Genomic DNA, 19,028 nt, shown 5'->3' with positions numbered 1-19,028 from the left:
CTAAACCTTTCGCATCATAAATTATTTATGACCTTATACACTATATCAGAAGAAAATCCTCTTGTCATAAGCCGTCTTCCTATCTTTGCTTGAAACTTTCTCTTTTCGTCATAATCCATAGTCTCTGTATCTACTCCTCGCATCATACTACCGGCGATATCACAGGCTGCCTTATACTGATCCGGAACACTCTCAAGCCCTTGATGTGCCATTTCGATGATTTCATGATCTACGCCTTTTTCCGCAAGCTCTCTTTTTATTCTGGCGATCCCTCTTCCTTTTCCAAATCCATACTCAAAATACAATGAACTGTAACTAAGGTCGTCTATATAATGATATTCCTCCAGATCCTGCACAACTTGACCTATATCATCCTCATTAAACCCTTTGCGCGTAAGATACTTTATTACCTGCTGCTTTGTTCTCGGCTTAACATTCAAATATCTGACTGCGCTTTCTCTGACATCAGCCATTTGTATCACCATTCCTATTGTAACTATCACCTGCTGTAGCGATAATACACCGTTCCCCCAATCTCGACTTAAGATCGCATATGGCCTCTATGCCTGTACAATGCACAGGCATCACACATTCAGGTTGCTCAGCTTCTATCCTATCTATAACATCTGTTCTTATCTGCAGCGAGGCGCTGTAAAGATGCATCCCAGCCACAAGCAAAGCCATACGCTCTCCCGGAAACAGCGCCTTACTGGTGTTTATCGCTGATATAACTCCTGTATGACTGCATCCGGAGAAAATGTAAAGTCCCTCAGGCTGCCTTATAACAAGACACTGCTCATGAGACATATCATCCTCTGTTATATTTCCCTCACCATCTCTGTAATAAAATTTCTCAGTAGGCTGAAAACCATCTTCCCTTTTAATAGTTCCTGTAACGCAAATATCATCACTTATACGAACAGGCCCATCCGTAAAAACAAGTCTTTTCTTCATAAAATCATACTGGCTTCTGTTCCATCTTATTCCGTCATCAGGGCCGTAAAGCCTTCCGTCTTTCAAAACATAAGATTCTCTGAAAGCATTTTTATGTATATATATATCAGCCTTTTCATTAATCTCACAGAAAGAGGGAAATCCTCCCGTATGATCATAATGTCCATGGCTTACTACGGCAAAATCAACGTCGGAAAGATCCACATTCATCATCTCAGCGTTTTTCACAAATATATCCGTAGCTCCGGCATCAAATAATATCCTCTTGCCGCATGCTTCTATATATATGGAAAGTCCGTGTTCGGCCAAGATCCCGGGATTATCTGTCTTGTTTTCCATCAGAAATTTGAATTTTATTCCTTTATCCATATCGCTTCTTATTTTCCTTTCTTTTACCGTTTCCGCCGGCAGCATGAACAGTACACGCCTTTTTCAAGCTGAAAGTCCACAAACTCTACATCCTCTCTGTCAATAACCGGCGTTCCCTTGAATATTTCTTCCATTCCAAGCCCCGTATATTTAGAATAAGCCTCTTTTCTTGCCCATATGAAAAAAAAACCATCATTTCCTCTCCGGTCTATGATCTCACGCTCACGGCATGTAAAATAACGACAGCCTATCTTTCGCGCATTTACATGTCTCTCTTCCTGAACATCTACACCGACAGGATCAGAGGAAATAAGACATACGAAATATGGTCCGCTGTGACTTACGGAAATATGTGTTTGGAAACTGCTTTCAGATTTTTCAACATACGGTTTGCCTTTATCGGTACGCATAATTTTACAGTCTTTTATCCCATAAGCTCGGAGTGCATCTTTTATCAGTATATCCGTCAGATGCCTGCCGCTGCTTTCCGGAAACATCACTCTGTAATCTTCATATATATATAACTCCATAATGTTTAAAAAGGCGGAACACAATGTGTCCGCCAAACCTCTTCTCTTATTCTCTTTTATCTGTTCTTGCTTTACTTTTCAGTTTTATCCAGTTTCTCTATGATACGTCTGTACCCATCAGAGCCATATACAAGACATTTGTTTATCCTGCTGATAGTAGCTGTAGACGCTTTAGTAATACCTTCGATCTCACTGTAGGTTTTGTTTTCCGAAAGCAGTCTTGCCACCTGCAGTCTCTGCGCAATAGAGTGTATCTCATTGATAGTGCATATATCCTCAAAGAATCTATAGCAGTCTTCTTCATTCTCCAGCAGCAATATCGCCTTAAAAAGTTCATCTATGTCTTCTCTTTTAAATTTGGAATCGTATGCCATATCATACTCCTTTCGCCACACATAACCATAGCTGAATTATATCACTTACAGATATTACAGTCAACAAATACTTTAAAGCTTTAAAGCGTGTGATACATTTTTATAACCTTTAGAAAATCCTTTCCATATTTCCGCAGTTTAGCCTCGCCTACACCTGAAACCTTGAGCATTTCCGCTTCACTTGCAGGCATGACACTGCAAAGCTCATTGAGAGTCTTATCTGTGAAAATAACATAAGGAGGCACGCTCTGAGTTTTGGCGATCTTCATACGCAATGCCCTAAGTTCTTCAAAAAGCTGCGGATTTTCAGTATACGATTCTGATTTATGCTTTATTTTTCTCTTTTCTGCAATTATCTCCTTTTCTTTCTCCTTTGCAATCTTAAGCTTAAGAGTCTCTGACTTCAGTAAAAAAGCTCCTGCCTTTTCTGTAGTTTCAAGCAGACCATACCGGTCATTACTTTTTATAATATATCCTTCAGCTTCCATATGATTCATCACTTTTTTCAAAAATACTGAGGATTTATCCGATTCTGACCCATAATAAGAATTTTCGTAAAGCCTGTATCTCTCAACTCTTTCTGTATTGTTTCCTCTTAAAGTCTCCAATATAGTCCCCGTTCCGTATCCTCTATAACAATCATTAATACATCCTATGATATCTCTGACTGTTTCTGTTATGTCCACTTCTTCAAAAGAAGTAAGGCAATTACTGCATTTGCCACAATATTCCGGAGCATGTTCTCCGAAATACCTAAGCATATAATTCCTCAGGCAATCACTTGTATGACAATAAAAAGTCATCTTTTTAAGTCTGTGCCTGTCTCTTTCTCTGACTCTCTCCCGTTCTTCCATGCTCAGTTCATCATTTTCACTATCTTTCTCTATAAAAAACTGATTAGTGACAACATCTTTTCCGTTGTACAGAAGAATGCAGTCAGCTTTTTCTCCGTCACGACCGGCACGTCCCGCCTCCTGATAATAACTCTCCATATTTTTAGGCATATTATAATGAATAACAAAATTCACATTGGATTTATCTATACCCATTCCGAAAGCATTTGTAGCCACCATGATTTTTTTTACATCAAATATGAAGTCCTCTTGATTAAGTTTCCTCTCTTCATCAGAAAGTCCTGCATGATAACGCGTAGCAATTATTCCATCTTCATTCAGTCTGTCACAAACTTCTTCTACTGTCTTTCTTGTCAAACAATAGACTATCCCACTGCTTGAAGGATGTTCTCTTATATATTTTCTGACAGCGCTGTATTTGTCTTTTGGTTTTTCAACAGCAAAAAACAGATTTTGCCTGTCAAAACCTGTAGTCACAACCGTAGGATCGTGCAGATTCAATATCTTTACGATATCATCTCTTACCTGGGATGTGGCAGTCGCTGTAAAAGCACTTACTATAGGACGTTTTTCAAGGCCGTCTATGAAATCCAGTATCTTCAGATAACTTGGTCTGAAATCCTGTCCCCACTGTGATACACAATGAGCTTCATCAACGGCAACCATACTTATTGTAACTTTATCTGCAAAATCCAAAAATTCTTTGTTTGTCAGCCTCTCGGGAGCTACATATATTATCTTATATGTTCCCTTTTTAGCATATTCCAGAGCCTTCAAATACTGATTATATGTAAGAGAACTATTAAAATAAGCTCCTCTTATACCAGCCTGCTTCAAAGAATATACCTGATCTTTCATAAGAGAAATAAGCGGAGTCACAACAATTGTTATCCCATCCATCATTATCGCCGGAAGTTGATAACATATAGATTTACCTGCTCCTGTAGGCATAATTCCAAAGGTATCACCACCTGACAGAATGCTGTCTATAAGCTGCTGCTGGCCATTGCGGAACGAATCATACCCAAAATATTTCTGTAAATATCTCTTTTTATCCATAATATAAAATCATTCTCATATAACTTTCTCTAAATAATCTTCCTGCTTCTTAAAAGAGGCTGACAGCTTTCTTCATCTGTGTATCGGAACCGGAATTTTCCTCATTTTTAACTTTATAATCAGGCTCTACGCCTTTTTTGTTTATAGCGTTACCATCAGGTGAAAAATACTGCATAATAGTCAACTTAAGAGCAGAACCATCTTCAAGTTCTGCTGTAGACTGTATAACGCCTTTGCCGTAAGTAGTCTGCCCTACTAAATCAAAGCCATTGTCTTTGAGAGCCGCCGCCAGTATTTCCGAAGCACTGGCGCTGTTTTCATTAACCAGTACTACTGTTTTCAGATCAGTTTTCCCGTCTTTAGCTTCATAATCAGTTCTGTTCTTGTTTCTATCTTCTACATATGCGACTACACCTTCATCAAGAAACTCATCCGCTACTTCTACACACGAGTTGACAAGACCCCCTCCGTTATCTCTGAGATCAAGAATTAAACCTTTTGCACTTTTCCCCTCGATGTCCTTGAGCGCTTCCTTAAAATCGTCTCCTGTAGTTTCTATAAAAGAACTTATACGGATGTATCCTATATTACCATCCATCATCTTGTGCTCAACGCTGTGCTGTACTATGGTTTGTCTGATAAGCGTCACACTTTTTTCTTTTCCATCCCTTACATATGTGAGCTTTACCTTGCTTCCCTCATCCCCTCTTATAGCATTCCCTATAACATCCAGATCATCATATTCCTTATCATCTACCGCTGTAATAAAATCCCCTGCTTTTAGTCCTGCTTCTTCCGCCGGAGACCCTTTTTCCACTGAAATAACTGCAAAATTGCCATTTTCATCTTTTGTAAATGTCACTCCTATGCCAGAATATTCTCCTGTAGCAGTTGCCTTCCAAGTCTTATACTCATCAGCTGTCATATAAGATGAATATGGATCGCCAAGTCCCGATACAAGGCCTTTATATGCGCCCTCCATTAAAGACTCCTCGTTCACATCATCATAAAAAGTAGTATTCACAGTATTGTACAGCTGGTTCAGCTTTCCATACCTCTGATATGTCTGCGACATTTTTTCATAATCATCCTTTGATACTTTAACATATCCAAAAACTCCGTTAAAAGCTACTGCGCAGCTACCCCCTGTAACAGCTGCTCCCGCAAGAAAAGCAGCAACGATACATACCACAAATTTTTTCTTTTTCATCTCCATCACATTATCTCCTCGACAACAAACTGTACTCTCGTATTTCCCATCCACGTCTTTTCGCTTATAGTACCTATTATGTCTACCGGTACATTATCAGTAAGCAGTTTTTTCTTTTCCTGAGCTTTCTGAAAAATTATACAGTCAACTCGCTTTCCATTCTCAGATACCGCCGTAAATCCCGCATGAATTTTATTGTCACCCATAAATCTTACCTGCGAAGGAATCACCCCGCAGATTCTGAATACAGGCTTGGGATTGTTCTGGCCGAAAGGCTGCATTTTATCGAGCATTTTTGACAGCTGAAGTGTTACATCCTCCGGTGAAATCGTCATTTCCCACGATATCGTTTTATCAAGTAACCTGGAATCGTTTCTTTTAAGATATCTTATTTCATCATTCAAACTCCTCTTAAGCTTTCCCAGATTCTCTTCGGCCATCAGAAAGCCACACGCACTCCTGTGACCGCCAAATCTGCAAAAAAGATCTCCATGTTTCTTCAGCAATGAAAATATATCTATCTTATCTATGCTTCTTCCTGTTCCTTTAAGAAACCCGTCTCCTGAAGGTGTTACAATAACAGTCGGTCTGTTTGCGTATTCCTTTATTTTTCCTGCAACTATTCCGGCAATACCTTCATGTATATCAGGCATATAAAGAACAATAAAATCCTCGTTTCCTGATATCATGTCCATACATCGATTATACGCTTCTTCCTGCTTTTTCTTACGTTCTTTGTTAAAATTCACCAATTTTCTAACTTTATCTTCTATGACATTACTGTCAGATGTAAGAAACAGCTCTGCAGCTTCGTGAGCAGTAGACATCCTGCCGGCAGCATTTATATGAGGCGCTATACCGAAAGCTATAGCTTCCGATGTTACCACTGACAGTGAAATAGCCTCTGCCAGCCGTTTAAGAGCACGGCGATTTCCGGTATTTATTTTATTAAGACCATACTTTACTATGGTTCTATTCTCATCAGTAAGAGATACTATATCCCCCACCGTTCCCACAGCAGCCAGATCCAATACATCAGTTATTACACTTTTAGGCAGTCCCTTGCGGCGACATATCGCCTGCACCATCTTAAAGGCTACTCCACAACCGGCCAGTTCCTTAAAAGGATACCTGCACTCAGGCTGTTTTGGATTTATCAGCAAACAGTCTGCCCTGACATCATCTATACTGTGATGATCCGTCACTATAACTTTAAGTCCAAGCTCTTTGGCATATTCGACTTCCTCATATGATACACTTCCACAATCTACTGTTATGATGAGTTCTGTTCCATCCGCCTTTATCTTTGATATGGCTTCTTTGTTAAGACCGTAACCTTCATCAAACCTCGATGGAATATAATATGTAAAGTTGTCCGTAATCATGCTTATAACATGTGATAATATGCATATTGAGGTGACTCCGTCAGCATCGTAATCTCCATATATACATATCCTATGTCCTGAATTTATTTCCGATAACAATAAATCCACTCCCGCCTCCATATTTAAAAGCAGGAATGGATCATATGTTTTCTGTGGTCTGTCGGATAAAAATTCTGAGATATCTTCTTCAGATGAGATTCCTCTCTTTCGCAGGATCCCTTCTAAAATTTCTCCCGATTTTTTCATATTGACGTCCCTGTTCTGTCTTTCTAAAGAATATAATCAAGCGGATCTACCTGAGTACCATTAAGTATTACCTCAAAGTGACAATGAGGACCTGTAGAATAACCTGTCGATCCTATAAATGCTATAGTCTGCCCTCTTGATACCTGCTGGCCTACTCGTACATTGAGGCTGGAATTATGTCCGTAGAGTGTAACAACTCCACCGCCATGATCGATCTGCACACAATTTCCATAGCCTCCGTACCAACCTGCATATATGACCTTTCCCGGATTAGCCGCCACTACACTTGATCCGTATGAGGCTCCGATATCAACACCGGTATGCCCTCTACCTACACCGAAAATAGGATGAGTTCTCCAGCCAAATATTGAAGTAATATTACTGGTTCCCACACTTGGAACAGGCCATGCCATCGCACCTCCTGTATATGAAGAAGTGCTGCTGGAGCTTCCTTTCTCCACTGCATTCTGAGACATCGCAGCTGCATCAGCCTTAAGGCTGTCAAGCATTTCCTGAGTTTCACTATTAGATGCTGATATCTCCGCCTTCTGCTTTTCTACTGTGGCTTTGCTGGACTCAAGTTCGCTCTTGCTCTCCTCAGCAACAGACTTAGATTCACTAAGCTCTGCTTGAAGTGTTTCCACTTCTTTTTTCTTCGTATCTATTTCATCATAAGCAGCTTCAAGTTCACTGAGGACATCCTTATCGCTGGAATATACCCTCTCTACCATGTCTAAATTTGTCAGGAATTCCGAAAAGCTGCTGGAATCCAACAATACATCGAGAAATCCCACAGATCCGTTCTTATACATATTTCTGAGTCTGCTGCCCAAATTATCATTCTGAACCTCAACTTTTTCTTCAGCCTTTTTCAGTTCTGCTTCCAAAGTTTTCAGTTGATCCTCTCCCTCTGCAATAGCCGAATCAAGCTGATCTATACTCCCCTGCATAGTCTGAATCTTTTCTTCAAGCTCAAGCATCTGCGTAGACAAACTGCTTTCCTTTGACTGTCCTTCTTTTAACTCAGCCTCTTTATCTTTTATCTGTTCCCTTATTTCACTCAATGAAGCTGCGCTGACAAAAGATGTATTCATACATATGAGTAATGCTGTAAGAACTGTTGTCAGTATAATAGTACGTCTGTTTTTCACTGTTTTTCCTCCAAATACATGTCTGCTTTTCTATATAATTTTCGATGAACATTTCTTCATAATTCGGTGTCTGTCTTTTATTTATGTAACGTACGGATATGGGTTCACATAAGAACCGTTAATCCTTACCTCGAAATGACAGTGAGGTCCCGTAGAATTACCTGTACTGCCTACTGCCGCGATCTGCTGACCTCTCGTTACTGACTGTCCTACGCTTACATAAAGCGCTGAACAATGAGCGTACAAAGTAGTCACTCCTCCCCCGTGATCTACAACGATGCACTTACCATATCCTCCGTTCCATCCCGACGAAATAACCGTTCCTGCATTTGCAGCTACTATGGCACTCCCTGACGATGCGCCTATATCCATACCTGTATGAAGTTTGCTGTATCCGTATATAGGATGTATTCTGTATCCGAAAGGTGAGGATATATAGCTTGACGAAGGTACCGGCCAAGCCATTTGACCTCCCAGATACGATGAATTACTGCTTGAGCTTCCGTTATTTATGATAGTCTGAGTCATTCTGTCGGCATCAGCCTGAAGCTCGTCCAGCATTTTCTCGGTCTCTTCATTGGAAGCAGCTATCTCCGCTTTTTCCGCTTCTACAACCTCTTTTGATTCGTTAAGTTCTGCCTGAAGAGTCTCTACTTCTGTTTTCTTTTCTTCCACTTCGTCATAAGCAGCCTGAAGATCATCCAGCACATCTTTATCGCTTGAATAAATCAGCTCCACCATATCCAGATTAGTGAGAAATTCTGAAAAACTTCCGGAATTTAAAAGTACATCGAGAAATCCCACAGATCCATTCTTATACATATTCCTCAGACGGCTGTTAAGATTAGTGGTCTGGGTTTCTACTTTCTCTTCTGCCGCTCTTAGGTCTTCCTCAAGGACAATCAACTTATCCTCGTTTTGCGCAATTGCTTCTTCAAGTTCATTCAGCTTCTGGCTCAGACTTTCTTCCTGTTTCTTTCCCTCATCCAGTTCACTCTGCTTTTCACTTATCTGTTTTCTCAGCTCACTCAGCGATGCGGCACTCGCCGTTGTAGTTCCTACGACCAACACCAATATGACCGCCAGCAATACTGCAGCAATTATTTTTCTGCTTTTCAAAACAAACTACCTCCGACTCAGATTTATGCATCCAGAAATTTTCTCATTGATATGATACTTCCGCATGCTCCTATGCTTATTCCCAATGCAAGGAATATCCATGCAAAATTATAAACGAGAAATCCCACAGGAACCATAGGCATCGACAGTACTGAAAACAGCTGCCCTCCTATAGCATCTATGATCTTATCATAAATGAGAGCTGAAAGACCTACAGAAATCCCTGCAGAAATAATACCTATGATTATTCCCTCTGCCAAAAACGGTCCACGTATGAACCAGTTTGTCGCCCCCACATATTTCATGATATTGATTTCATTAGCTCTATTGAAGACAGTCAGCTTTATGGTATTTGACACTACTACTATGGATACTATAATAAGGAACACCATCACTATTACTGCAGCTATCTGAATAAACTTTGTAGCATCAAGGAGCTTGTCCACAGTATCCTTATAGAATTTTACATCCTCTATTCCATCATACGTAGCAGCTTTCTCTGCCAAAGAATCAGCCTGTTCAAGATCATTTATCATAATAACTACCGAATTAGGCAGGGGATTTTCCTGAAGGCTGTTGAGCAGATACCCATTCTCTCCCCATCTCGTCTTAAACTCGGACATCGCTTCTTCTTTACTTTTATAAAAGGCATCTTCGACACCTTTCTCTCCCTTTATATCATCTATTATCACATCAGCCTGTTCCTCTGTGGTATCATCGGCAAGGAATATCTCTATTGAATCATAATCCTGCTGTATAGTCTCTGCTGCCGTATTAACGTTTATCACCAGTATAAAGAACAGACTCAGTATCAGCAGCATAGCTGTTATGGCGAATATAGAAGCAATGGACATCGCCCTGTTTCTCAAAACCTGTACAAATGCCTGTTTTAAAGTATAAAAAAATCTTTTAATCACCACTTGTCGTTCCCTCCTCTCTTAAATCTGGATCGGAAGGTACGTTTGCTCTGAATAGTGTCTTCTGTCATTTCCATTTCCGCCAGCGCTTCCTCATAACCGTAAGCGCCGAATTCATCTCTTACTATACGGCCTTTTTCTATAGCTATTACACGTTTTCCCATCTTATCTACAATATCTTTTGCATGAGTAACCATCAGAATTGTCGTGCCTCTCATATTTATCTGATCGAGAAGCTGCATTATCTCCCATGCTGTATCCGGATCAAGGTTACCTGTCGGCTCATCAGCTATAAGTATCCTCGGTTTATTGACTATAGCTCTTGCTATAGCTACTCTCTGCTGCTCTCCTGCCGAAAGCTCGTCCGGATATTTATCAGCTTTTGAAGCTATGCCCACCATACTGAGAACCTGAGGAACATATTTCTTAATAAGCTTCTTCGGCTGATGTATTATTTCCATGGCAAAAGCCACATTTTCATATACAGTCTTTTTGGGAAGCAATCTGAAATCCTGAAAAACTATACCTATATTTCTTCTCAGCTTCGGAACCTGTCTGTTGGAAAGGGTCGTGACTTCGTTTCCTCTCACCTTGATACTTCCCGAATCTGCATCTATCTCCTTCAGAATAAGTTTTATGAAAGTGGACTTTCCTGCTCCGCTGGGGCCTACCAAAAACACAAAATCGCCTTTGTTTATCCTCACGGAAACCTTTTCAATTCCCACATTTGATTTATAATATTTAGTAACATTGTTGAATACAATCATCTGTTGTTTTTTGCCCCTTTCTGTATCGCAAAACATACATTTTGATTGTACTATATTCAACATTGTTTTTCAATATTTTATGGTGAAATATGCTTTATATTATTCGGCCCTGTCGTATTTTAGTGAAGGTTATGTGAAAAGAATTTTTAATACTGTATTCTCAATTCTATAGTGTCGGGCAAAGCCTTAAGATCTGTTTTCACTACCTGTATTGGATATGTTATTATCTGCGATATTGCTGTCTGCTTCTGAGGATCTTCAAAAAGAGCATATACTATCAAATTGTCTTTACCATTTTTTTCTTCCAGTTTTATCTTATCTATAGACACATTAAATCCGGAAGTAGGCTTCTCGCCCCTTGTAACTATCACATATATATCATCATCTACAGCGCAGGCTAACGCTCTTTCAAGAGTTTTATACTCAGGGATTATATCGGAAGTTATATCGCTTGGCATTTTACTTTCTTTCACTTCCTGAAAATCTACAGGTGTATCTCCTCCAAACAATCCCATTCCCCCGATAATCACTCCTGCTGCTGTCACAAGGAATAAACAAGCTACTATAATTTTTTTCTTTCCGCTGAACAGCTTCCTGCTGTTTTCTTTATTGAACTTTCTCAAAATAAAAACTCCTCTCTGCGTAAAATTCTCATATAATAGAATTTATTACGAAAAGAAGAGTTTATGACTTCATGTTTATTTTAAAGAAAATATTAGAGCACGTTTTTTACAGCAGTTACTATATCATCACTGGTCATCCCGTACTTTTTCTTCAATTCTTCAGGTTTTCCCGATTCTCCGTAAGTATCATGCTGACCCACCATTTCCATCTTGACAGGCCGTTTTTTTACTATGGTTTCAGCCACAGCACTGCCAAGACCGCCTATTACGGAATGTTCTTCAGCTGTAACTATAGCTTTGGTCTCTTCCGCAGCTTTAATTATTATCTCTTCATCAAGAGGCTTTATAGTATGAAGATCTATAACTCTGACGTTTATACCTTCCTTCTCCAATACCTTAGCCGCTTCAACAGCCTCATTGACCATTATCCCTGTGGCTATCACTGCCACGTCTTTTCCGTCTTTAACAACATTTCCCTTTCCTAAAGTTATGTCATCATTTTCATCATAAAATACAGGTACAGCTGCACGTCCCAGTCTTACATAACAAGGACCTGTCATGTCTATGGCCTGCTGCAGCAGTTTTTCTGTCGAGACTGCATCCGAAGGATTTATTACCGTCATACCGGGAATCGTTCGCATGAGCGCTATATCTTCAAAAGTCTGATGACTTGCTCCGTCCTCACCTACCGTTATCCCTGCATGAGTAGCACAGATTTTAACATTCGCCTTGGTATATCCTATGGAATTCCTTATTATCTCAAAAGCTCTCCCTGCCGCAAACATCGCAAAAGTACTGGCGCATACTATTTTCCCCGAAAGAGCGATACCAGCTGCTGATGCATATAAATTCTGCTCTGCTATACCCATATTAAAAAATCTTTCAGGATATCTCTTTCCGAATTCTGCTGTCTGAGTAGATTTAGAAAGATCTGCATCCATCACCACTAAATCCGGATATTTTTCGCCCAGCTTTATCAGTGCTTTGCCGTAAGCCTGTCTTGTTGCCATTTTATCTGCCATTAGATCGTACCTCCCAATTCCGCTATTGCCTGTTTCGTCTCATCATCATTAGGTGCTTTGCCATGCCATCCCGCATTGTTTTCCATGAAAGATACACCCTTTCCTTTAACAGTTGCAGCAATTATCATAGTAGGCTTTCCTTTGCATGCTCTCGCCTTTGCAAAGGCATCCAATATCTGCTCAAAATCATGTCCGTTTATCTCAATGACATTCCAGCCAAAGGCTCTGAATTTATCAGCAACCGGAGCTACAGTAATAACATCCTCATTTTTTCCATCTATCTGAAGGCCGTTATAGTCAAGAATCCCCACCATATTGTCAAGCTTATAATGAGCAACAGACATCGCTGCTTCCCATACGATTCCTTCCTGTATTTCTCCGTCTCCAAGAAGCGTATAGATTCTTCCCGGATCATTATCAAGTTTATTGGCCATCGCCATGCCGCCTGCCGCAGAAAAGCCCTGTCCCAAAGATCCGGTAGACATCTCTATTCCGGGAACCTTATTCATATCCGGATGCCCTTGGAATTTTGAGCCGAGTTTTCTCAGCGTCATAAAATCCTCCATAGGGAAATATCCCTTTAAGGCCAATGCCGAGTACTGAGCAGGACCTGCATGTCCCTTTGAAAGTATAAACTTGTCCCTTCCTTTCATTTCCGGCTCGTCAGCATTCACATTCATTTCGGCAAAATAAAGAGCGGTTACTATATCCGCCGCCGAAAGCGAACCGCCGGGATGTCCCGAGCCCGCATTATGTATAGCCTTGACTATTCCTATTCTAACCTCTGCTGCTTTTTTTTCCAGAGCTTTTATATCCATAGCTTCCTCCATATTTTTATTATATATAAAGGGCTGACAATGCAGCCCTTTCATACATCAGAAAAATGAATTGTTTTCAATGCCCAGACTCACGCTGAGCGCTTCATTAACTTCCGGTAAACGGGTTTTGTCGATTGTTCCGATTCTTTCTTTAAGTCTTTTTTTGTCGATTGTCCTTAACTGTTCCATCAATACTATTGAATTCTTTGATAAGCCGTTTCCGCCAGCCTCTATTGCTACATGTGTCGGAAGATCGGCTTTATTTTTCCTTGAAGTGATTGCCGCGACTATTATCGTCGGACTGAATTTATTTCCTACATCATTTTGTACCACCAGCACGGGTCTCACCCCGCCCTGTTCGGAGCCCATTACCGGACTTAAATCCGCAAAATAAAGGTCACCCTTTTTAATGCTCAAGTCCCTCACACTCCCTTTATGAACCGCCCGCACCCTTGATACGTCATGCGGTTCAAATACAGAAACCACAGTTTTTAAATACGTGGTATTTTTAAATTTTTTGATCTGCCTTCATTGTTTTCTGGGATAATGCCCTACAATGAAGCGATCATTTTCCTACTATTTTTTTAAATGCTGCGGGCAGCGCTTCCTCTATATCCACTGAAGTCATTCCCCATTGGCCATGGCGTTCTTCGGCAATATCGCCTGCCATGCCATGTATGAAAGCTCCTGCTTTAACAGCACTAAAGGCCTCCACTCCGGATGCAGCTATCGCTGCTATAACTCCCGTAAGAACATCTCCGCTTCCTCCGGTTGCCATCCCTGGATTACCTGTAGTATTAATATATGTGCCATTACCTTTAAAGGTAACCAATGTGCCTGCACCTTTCAGCAATACTACCGCTCCGGTTTTCTCAGCTAAAAGCTCTGCGGATTTTATGCGCCCTAAAAGCTTGACACTGTTTTCTCCCAGAGCCGCAAGAAGCCTGTCCGCTTCTCCCGGATGAGGCGTTAATATAGTCGGACTTTTTCTTTGTCTTATATTTTCAAGATTTTCATCGAACCTGGCCAAAGAGTTAAGTCCGTCAGCATCCAAAACAACAGGTCCGTCATATTCTCTAAGTATCTCTTTTATCAGAAAATAATTCTTCTCATCAACTCCCATTCCCGGTCCTATAGCTATCGCTTTATAAATCTCAGCAGACCGTAGAGAAATCACCTCAGAAATACTCATACATGTTGCCTGAGGCACCGCAGTCTGCAAAATATCAAACAATTCTTCCGGTGCGGCAATTCTTACCAGTCCGGCACCGGACTTTAAAGCTCCCCTGGCCGCAAGTACAGCTGCGCCCGCCATACCTACAGAACCGGCTATAATAAGCACTCGCCCGCATTGCCCCTTATGTATTTCTTTCGGTCTTTCCTTAATTACAGTATTTACATATTCAAAAGTAATTAAACCCGTATTTTCCATAAAATTCTCCGCAACTTCTGTTTTTATACCGTCAAATTTTTAAGGACTACTAAGATTCTATCATTTTTACTTTTTCTATTCAACACGATTTTATTTGTTTTTTCTTTTACAAAAGAAGTTGTCATCTAAATAGTACATCTGAGAAAAGTGTATAAACCAAATGCTAAAATTAAAAAATGAACGATTCAATCCTATTAATCCATCAAAATATATAGAAATGACTTCATATCATTACGTTCAATCTATCTATACATAACCACCATATATACGGTACATATCGCCACCGACAGCAGCATCACAGGAAACCCAATCTTAAAATACTGCATGTATGTTATAGGATATCCGTTTTTTTCACTCATACCTGTCACCACAACATTAGCTGACGCGCCTATTATAGTACCATTACCGCCCAAGCATGCACCCAATGACAACGCCCACCAGAGAGGAGATATATCCATACCGCTCTCTCCCATAGCTGCTATAAGGGGAATCATAGTCGCTACAAACGGAATATTATCAAGTGTCGATGATAGCACAGCTGATACCCACAATATTATCAGCATCGTTGTCATAGGATTTCCTTGCGTAATATTAACTATTACAGATGCAATGCGATCTACTGTTCCGGTCTCCACCAGTCCGCCTACTATTATAAACAAACCTATAAAAAATATTATAGTGGTCCATTCTACAGCAGCCAGAATTTTTTCCGGATCCTGTTTTCCAATTATCAGCATTATCACTGCAGAAGACAAAGCCACTACAGACGTTTCAATATTAAACGAACTGCTGCATACAAAACCTGTCACCGTAGCCAACATGACTATTATACTTTTCACAAGAAGACTTTTATCAGATACCATACGGCTTGCATCCATTTTCATGATCTTTTTCGTACCCAAGCTATCGTTCTTCATCTCTGACCTGTAAAGAAACTTGAAAAAAATAATAATCACTGTCATTACTATCAAAACAACAGGTCCGTTAAATATCACAAAATCCATAAAAGATAAGCCCGCAGCTCCGCCTATCATTATATTAGGAGGATCACCTATAAGAGTCGCCGTACCGCCTATATTAGAAGCCATTATCTGAGTCATCAAAAATGGAACAGGATTTACTCTCAAAGCTCTGGTTATAGCTAAGGTTACAGGACCCATCAAAAGAACTGTTGTAACATTATCTATCACTGATGACAACAAAGCCGTAATAATCATATATATAATCATAATGCGCCATGGATCTCCCTTTGCAGCCTTAGCCGATATCACCGCAAGAGACTCAAAAAGACCTGAGTATTTTACTATTGCCATGAACAACATCATTCCCACCAAAACCCCTATGGTGTTAAAATCTACATATACGGCAGCCGCTTCAACATCCATTACTCCCAATGCCAGAAGCAGTACAGCACCGAAAATAGCAACAACAGCCCTGTGTATTCTTTCAGAGATTATAATAATCATAACCGCAATAAAAATAATGCACGCTACAGCAGAATCACTCATAAATCTATATCCTCCTCCGGGAAATAAAATACAATATTAAATAATATATAAATATTACATTAAAATTCCTCAAAGAAAAAATAAAAACAGGTCAGTGAAAAAAGTACCTTCAATGACCTGTAATTTTTTTATTACAAACAAATTTAAAGAGTTATTCCCAAAAGCAAAGATGCTATCAGCAGAAATGTAACCGATGAAAACATGTCTGTAAGTGACGATATCATAGGATTCGCCATTAAGGCAGGGTCTATACCGAGCTTTTTCGCAGCCATAGGCAGAAGACTTCCCAAAAGTTTAGCAAAAACTACGATTATTATCATAGACAGTGCCACCGTAAATCCTATAATCACTTTCTGTCCGTCTATGAATACAACCTTTGCCATATTCAAAATACTAAGGGATATTCCCAGTATTATACTTATCCTGAACTCTTTCCAAGCAACCTTCAGCGCATCTTTCAAATCTATATCATCTACAGCCATACCTCTTATGACAAGAGTCGCCGCCTGAGATCCTGTATTTCCACCTGTACTCATCAGAAGAGGCAAATACGAAACCAATATAATCACTTGAGCCAGTACTGTCTCAAACCTTAGAATTATGGTTCCTGTTATCATGGCTGATATATTCATGAAAACAAGCCACGGTATCCTGTTACGAGCATGCCTGAAAACCCCCATATCAAGGTATTCTGTATCCGAATCATCCATTACTCCTGCCATTCTCTGGATATCCTCAGTAGTCTCTTCCTCTATTACTTCAAGAATATCGTCAAATGTTATGATACCTACGAGCCTGTGTTCATTATCAACCACAGGTATAGCTAAAAAACCATATTTTTTAAAAGTTTCAGCCACCTCTTCCTGATCATCGTAAACATTGACATATACATAGTCAGTATTCATCAGCTCTGATATTTTCATGTCATCATCTGCGATGACAAGGGCTCGGAGAGAAACGATACCGTCAAGCTTTCTCCCGCCTTTTTTCACATAACACGTATAAACAGTCTCGCTGTCCATACCCTCATGTTTTATGTGAGCCATAGCCTCAGAAACTGTCATGGTCTCCTGAAGGCTTATATAATCAGGCGTCATCAAACTTCCTGCGCATGTGTCCGGATAATTTAAAAAAGTATTTATCAGTTTTCGTTCTTCTTTAGGCGTATTTTCAAGTATCTTATCTACTATATTTGCCGGCAGTTCTTCCAATACGTCAATCTTATCGTCAAAATCAAGTTCCTCAATGATATATGAAATTTCCCTGTCGGTTATTCCATGAACAATAGTCACTTGATCGTCTGAGGGCAAATGAGAAAATACTTCTACGGATACATCTTTAGGCAGCATCCTGAATATGATGATAGTCTTTTCTACTCCCAAAGATTCCAGCACCTCTTCGAGAATTTCACCAATATCAACTTCATTATGTTTTAATATCTCATCCCTCGCTTTAAAATATGATTTTTCCTGCAGCAGTCCCAAAATCTTGTCAACATCTTCATCGAACTGCTGTGTCTTCATATCCGTATCCATAGATGTTTCAGTCATGATATTGCCTCCTTTCCCGAGTATGTAAATCTAAAAATTGAACTTTCAGCTTTATCCTATCAGAACACTTTTCATGTTATGTGCAAAGCTCTCAGCTCTTCTGCCCACTCCTTCCGAGACTGTTATCTCTCCGGGATTATTAGCTGTTTCCAGTATAGCAAATTTGCCGGGCAAAGCAAAGGTTTTATTCATATTAAGACCGCTTATAAGCTGTTCCGCTACAATATCCCCTCCGCTGTAGCCTGAAACCACAACTCCGAAAAGACTTTTATCATAAAACCTATGAGCAGTGAAAAGCGCTGTCATTCTATTCACAAAAGCTGTCAAATTAGCTCCTAAAGCATCATTATAATTTGGACATACCATCACAAGAGCATCACAAGCCAGAATAGCCGGATACACTTTCTTAGTTATAGTTCCCCCATAAAAACAACTGCCTTCTTCTCCAAAATGTCTGCATGTTGCATATGAACACCCCCTGCAGTCTATAATCTGCCCGTTTCTCAAAGAAATTTCGTTAAAATGGCACTGCGGCAGATGTTTTTTCACCATGTTCCAAAGAGCCAAACTGTTTGATATACTGCTGTTTCCGGCATGAAGTACCAGTATATTGGGATGGGCTTTCTTCTTCGGAGAATATTTCATAATATTATTTACCAGATCTCTTCCGGCTGTCATATATGCTCCCATATTATCAGTGTTAAGATTCTGCGCCTGTATGTTGTAATTCTTCAAAGTCCTTGTCCCTTCCACAAGAGGTCTGCCCGGAAACGTGCATCCGGCTCTGTTAGCAGTAAACACAAGACTCCGTCCTGTTGATTTCGTGAATATCTCGCTGTTGCCGTCAAGGATAACTCCTCCTACGGATCCGTCAAGAGCATTGCTGTTAATCCTCAGATATTTCATGATTGCATACCAGCTTAAGTTTATACCGGACTGCCCCAAAGAAATAGTGAATAGTATTCTTTTATTCCTCAGATCAGCATTCTCCACTTCTTCCACAGTGGAAAAAACCTTATGAATCCTGTTTCCTACACTGTACCGCACTATTTTTTCAAGCCTCTCTTTTTTACTTTCCTCTGGACAGTATGGATTTATTACAATCAAATCTTTCATAACTTCTCCTTTCATCTGCTGAGG

At 40.0% G+C, this 19,028-nt stretch carries 19 protein-coding genes; all 19 read right to left on the bottom strand.

Annotated features, from left to right (window positions below; genetic code table 11):
• Window positions 1–14: 14 nt before the first annotated feature.
• Window positions 15–503 carry a RecX family transcriptional regulator gene (locus H8692_RS08435; protein ID WP_187525461.1) on the bottom strand — a complete coding sequence of 163 codons (489 nt, stop codon included), beginning with the start codon at window positions 501–503 and terminating at the stop codon, window positions 15–17.
• Window positions 466–1,323, bottom strand: coding sequence for an MBL fold metallo-hydrolase (locus H8692_RS08430; protein WP_187525460.1), 858 nt, complete (start codon window positions 1,321–1,323; stop codon window positions 466–468). The genes H8692_RS08435 and H8692_RS08430 overlap by 38 nt, the downstream gene beginning before the upstream one ends.
• Before the next feature lie 23 nt (window positions 1,324–1,346).
• The gene (locus H8692_RS08425; RefSeq protein WP_187525459.1) at window positions 1,347–1,853 is read right to left on the bottom strand and encodes a 4'-phosphopantetheinyl transferase family protein; all 507 of its coding nucleotides are present in this window, start codon (window positions 1,851–1,853) and stop codon (window positions 1,347–1,349) included.
• 71 nt (window positions 1,854–1,924) lie between these two features.
• Complete coding sequence (locus H8692_RS08420; protein ID WP_177268463.1) at window positions 1,925–2,227, bottom strand: YerC/YecD family TrpR-related protein; 303 nt, start codon at window positions 2,225–2,227, stop codon at window positions 1,925–1,927.
• Window positions 2,228–2,307: 80 nt separating this feature from the next.
• Entirely contained in the window at window positions 2,308–4,140 is a 1,833-nt protein-coding gene (gene recQ / locus H8692_RS08415) for a DNA helicase RecQ (protein WP_187525458.1), read from the bottom strand.
• Window positions 4,141–4,189: 49 nt separating this feature from the next.
• Window positions 4,190–5,356: a S41 family peptidase gene (locus H8692_RS08410; RefSeq protein WP_177268466.1), complete on the bottom strand. Its 1,167-nt coding sequence runs from the start codon at window positions 5,354–5,356 to the stop codon at window positions 4,190–4,192.
• Complete coding sequence (gene recJ / locus H8692_RS08405; protein ID WP_177268468.1) at window positions 5,356–6,981, bottom strand: single-stranded-DNA-specific exonuclease RecJ; 1,626 nt, start codon at window positions 6,979–6,981, stop codon at window positions 5,356–5,358. Before recJ ends, H8692_RS08410 begins: the two co-directional genes overlap by 1 nt.
• A 23-nt stretch (window positions 6,982–7,004) precedes the next feature.
• The gene (locus H8692_RS10940; protein ID WP_177268470.1) at window positions 7,005–8,132 is read right to left on the bottom strand and encodes a peptidoglycan DD-metalloendopeptidase family protein; all 1,128 of its coding nucleotides are present in this window, start codon (window positions 8,130–8,132) and stop codon (window positions 7,005–7,007) included.
• Between the two features lie 81 nt (window positions 8,133–8,213).
• Window positions 8,214–9,251, bottom strand: coding sequence for a murein hydrolase activator EnvC family protein (locus H8692_RS08395; protein ID WP_177268472.1), 1,038 nt, complete (start codon window positions 9,249–9,251; stop codon window positions 8,214–8,216).
• 23 nt (window positions 9,252–9,274) lie between these two features.
• Window positions 9,275–10,171 carry a permease-like cell division protein FtsX gene (gene ftsX, locus H8692_RS08390; RefSeq protein WP_346727778.1) on the bottom strand — a complete coding sequence of 299 codons (897 nt, stop codon included), beginning with the start codon at window positions 10,169–10,171 and terminating at the stop codon, window positions 9,275–9,277.
• The gene (gene ftsE, locus H8692_RS08385) at window positions 10,165–10,935 is read right to left on the bottom strand and encodes a cell division ATP-binding protein FtsE (protein ID WP_177268474.1); all 771 of its coding nucleotides are present in this window, start codon (window positions 10,933–10,935) and stop codon (window positions 10,165–10,167) included. The genes ftsX and ftsE overlap by 7 nt, the downstream gene beginning before the upstream one ends.
• 146 nt (window positions 10,936–11,081) lie before the next feature.
• Window positions 11,082–11,558, bottom strand: coding sequence for a protease complex subunit PrcB family protein (locus tag H8692_RS08380; RefSeq protein ID WP_177268476.1), 477 nt, complete (start codon window positions 11,556–11,558; stop codon window positions 11,082–11,084).
• A 92-nt stretch (window positions 11,559–11,650) separates the two neighbouring features.
• The gene (locus tag H8692_RS08375) at window positions 11,651–12,580 is read right to left on the bottom strand and encodes a transketolase family protein (RefSeq protein ID WP_187525457.1); all 930 of its coding nucleotides are present in this window, start codon (window positions 12,578–12,580) and stop codon (window positions 11,651–11,653) included.
• Window positions 12,580–13,398: a transketolase gene (locus H8692_RS08370; RefSeq protein WP_187525662.1), complete on the bottom strand. Its 819-nt coding sequence runs from the start codon at window positions 13,396–13,398 to the stop codon at window positions 12,580–12,582. Before H8692_RS08370 ends, H8692_RS08375 begins: the two co-directional genes overlap by 1 nt.
• Window positions 13,399–13,455: 57 nt before the next feature.
• Complete coding sequence (locus H8692_RS08365) at window positions 13,456–13,815, bottom strand: type II toxin-antitoxin system PemK/MazF family toxin (RefSeq protein WP_177268482.1); 360 nt, start codon at window positions 13,813–13,815, stop codon at window positions 13,456–13,458.
• Window positions 13,816–13,963: 148 nt separating this feature from the next.
• Complete coding sequence (locus H8692_RS08360; protein WP_187525456.1) at window positions 13,964–14,830, bottom strand: NAD(P)H-hydrate dehydratase; 867 nt, start codon at window positions 14,828–14,830, stop codon at window positions 13,964–13,966.
• Window positions 14,831–15,072: 242 nt separating this feature from the next.
• Window positions 15,073–16,338 carry an ArsB/NhaD family transporter gene (locus H8692_RS08355; protein ID WP_187525455.1) on the bottom strand — a complete coding sequence of 422 codons (1,266 nt, stop codon included), beginning with the start codon at window positions 16,336–16,338 and terminating at the stop codon, window positions 15,073–15,075.
• Between the two features lie 143 nt (window positions 16,339–16,481).
• Window positions 16,482–17,888, bottom strand: coding sequence for a magnesium transporter (mgtE, locus tag H8692_RS08350; protein ID WP_243206956.1), 1,407 nt, complete (start codon window positions 17,886–17,888; stop codon window positions 16,482–16,484).
• Between the two features lie 51 nt (window positions 17,889–17,939).
• Complete coding sequence (locus H8692_RS08345) at window positions 17,940–19,004, bottom strand: flavodoxin family protein (protein ID WP_187525454.1); 1,065 nt, start codon at window positions 19,002–19,004, stop codon at window positions 17,940–17,942.
• Between the last annotated feature and the right edge of the window lie 24 nt (window positions 19,005–19,028).

Source organism: Lentihominibacter hominis (assembly GCF_014385065.1).
Classification (GTDB): Bacteria; Bacillota; Clostridia; order Peptostreptococcales; family Anaerovoracaceae; genus Lentihominibacter; species Lentihominibacter hominis.
This window is presented reverse-complemented; position numbering and strand designations above follow the sequence as displayed.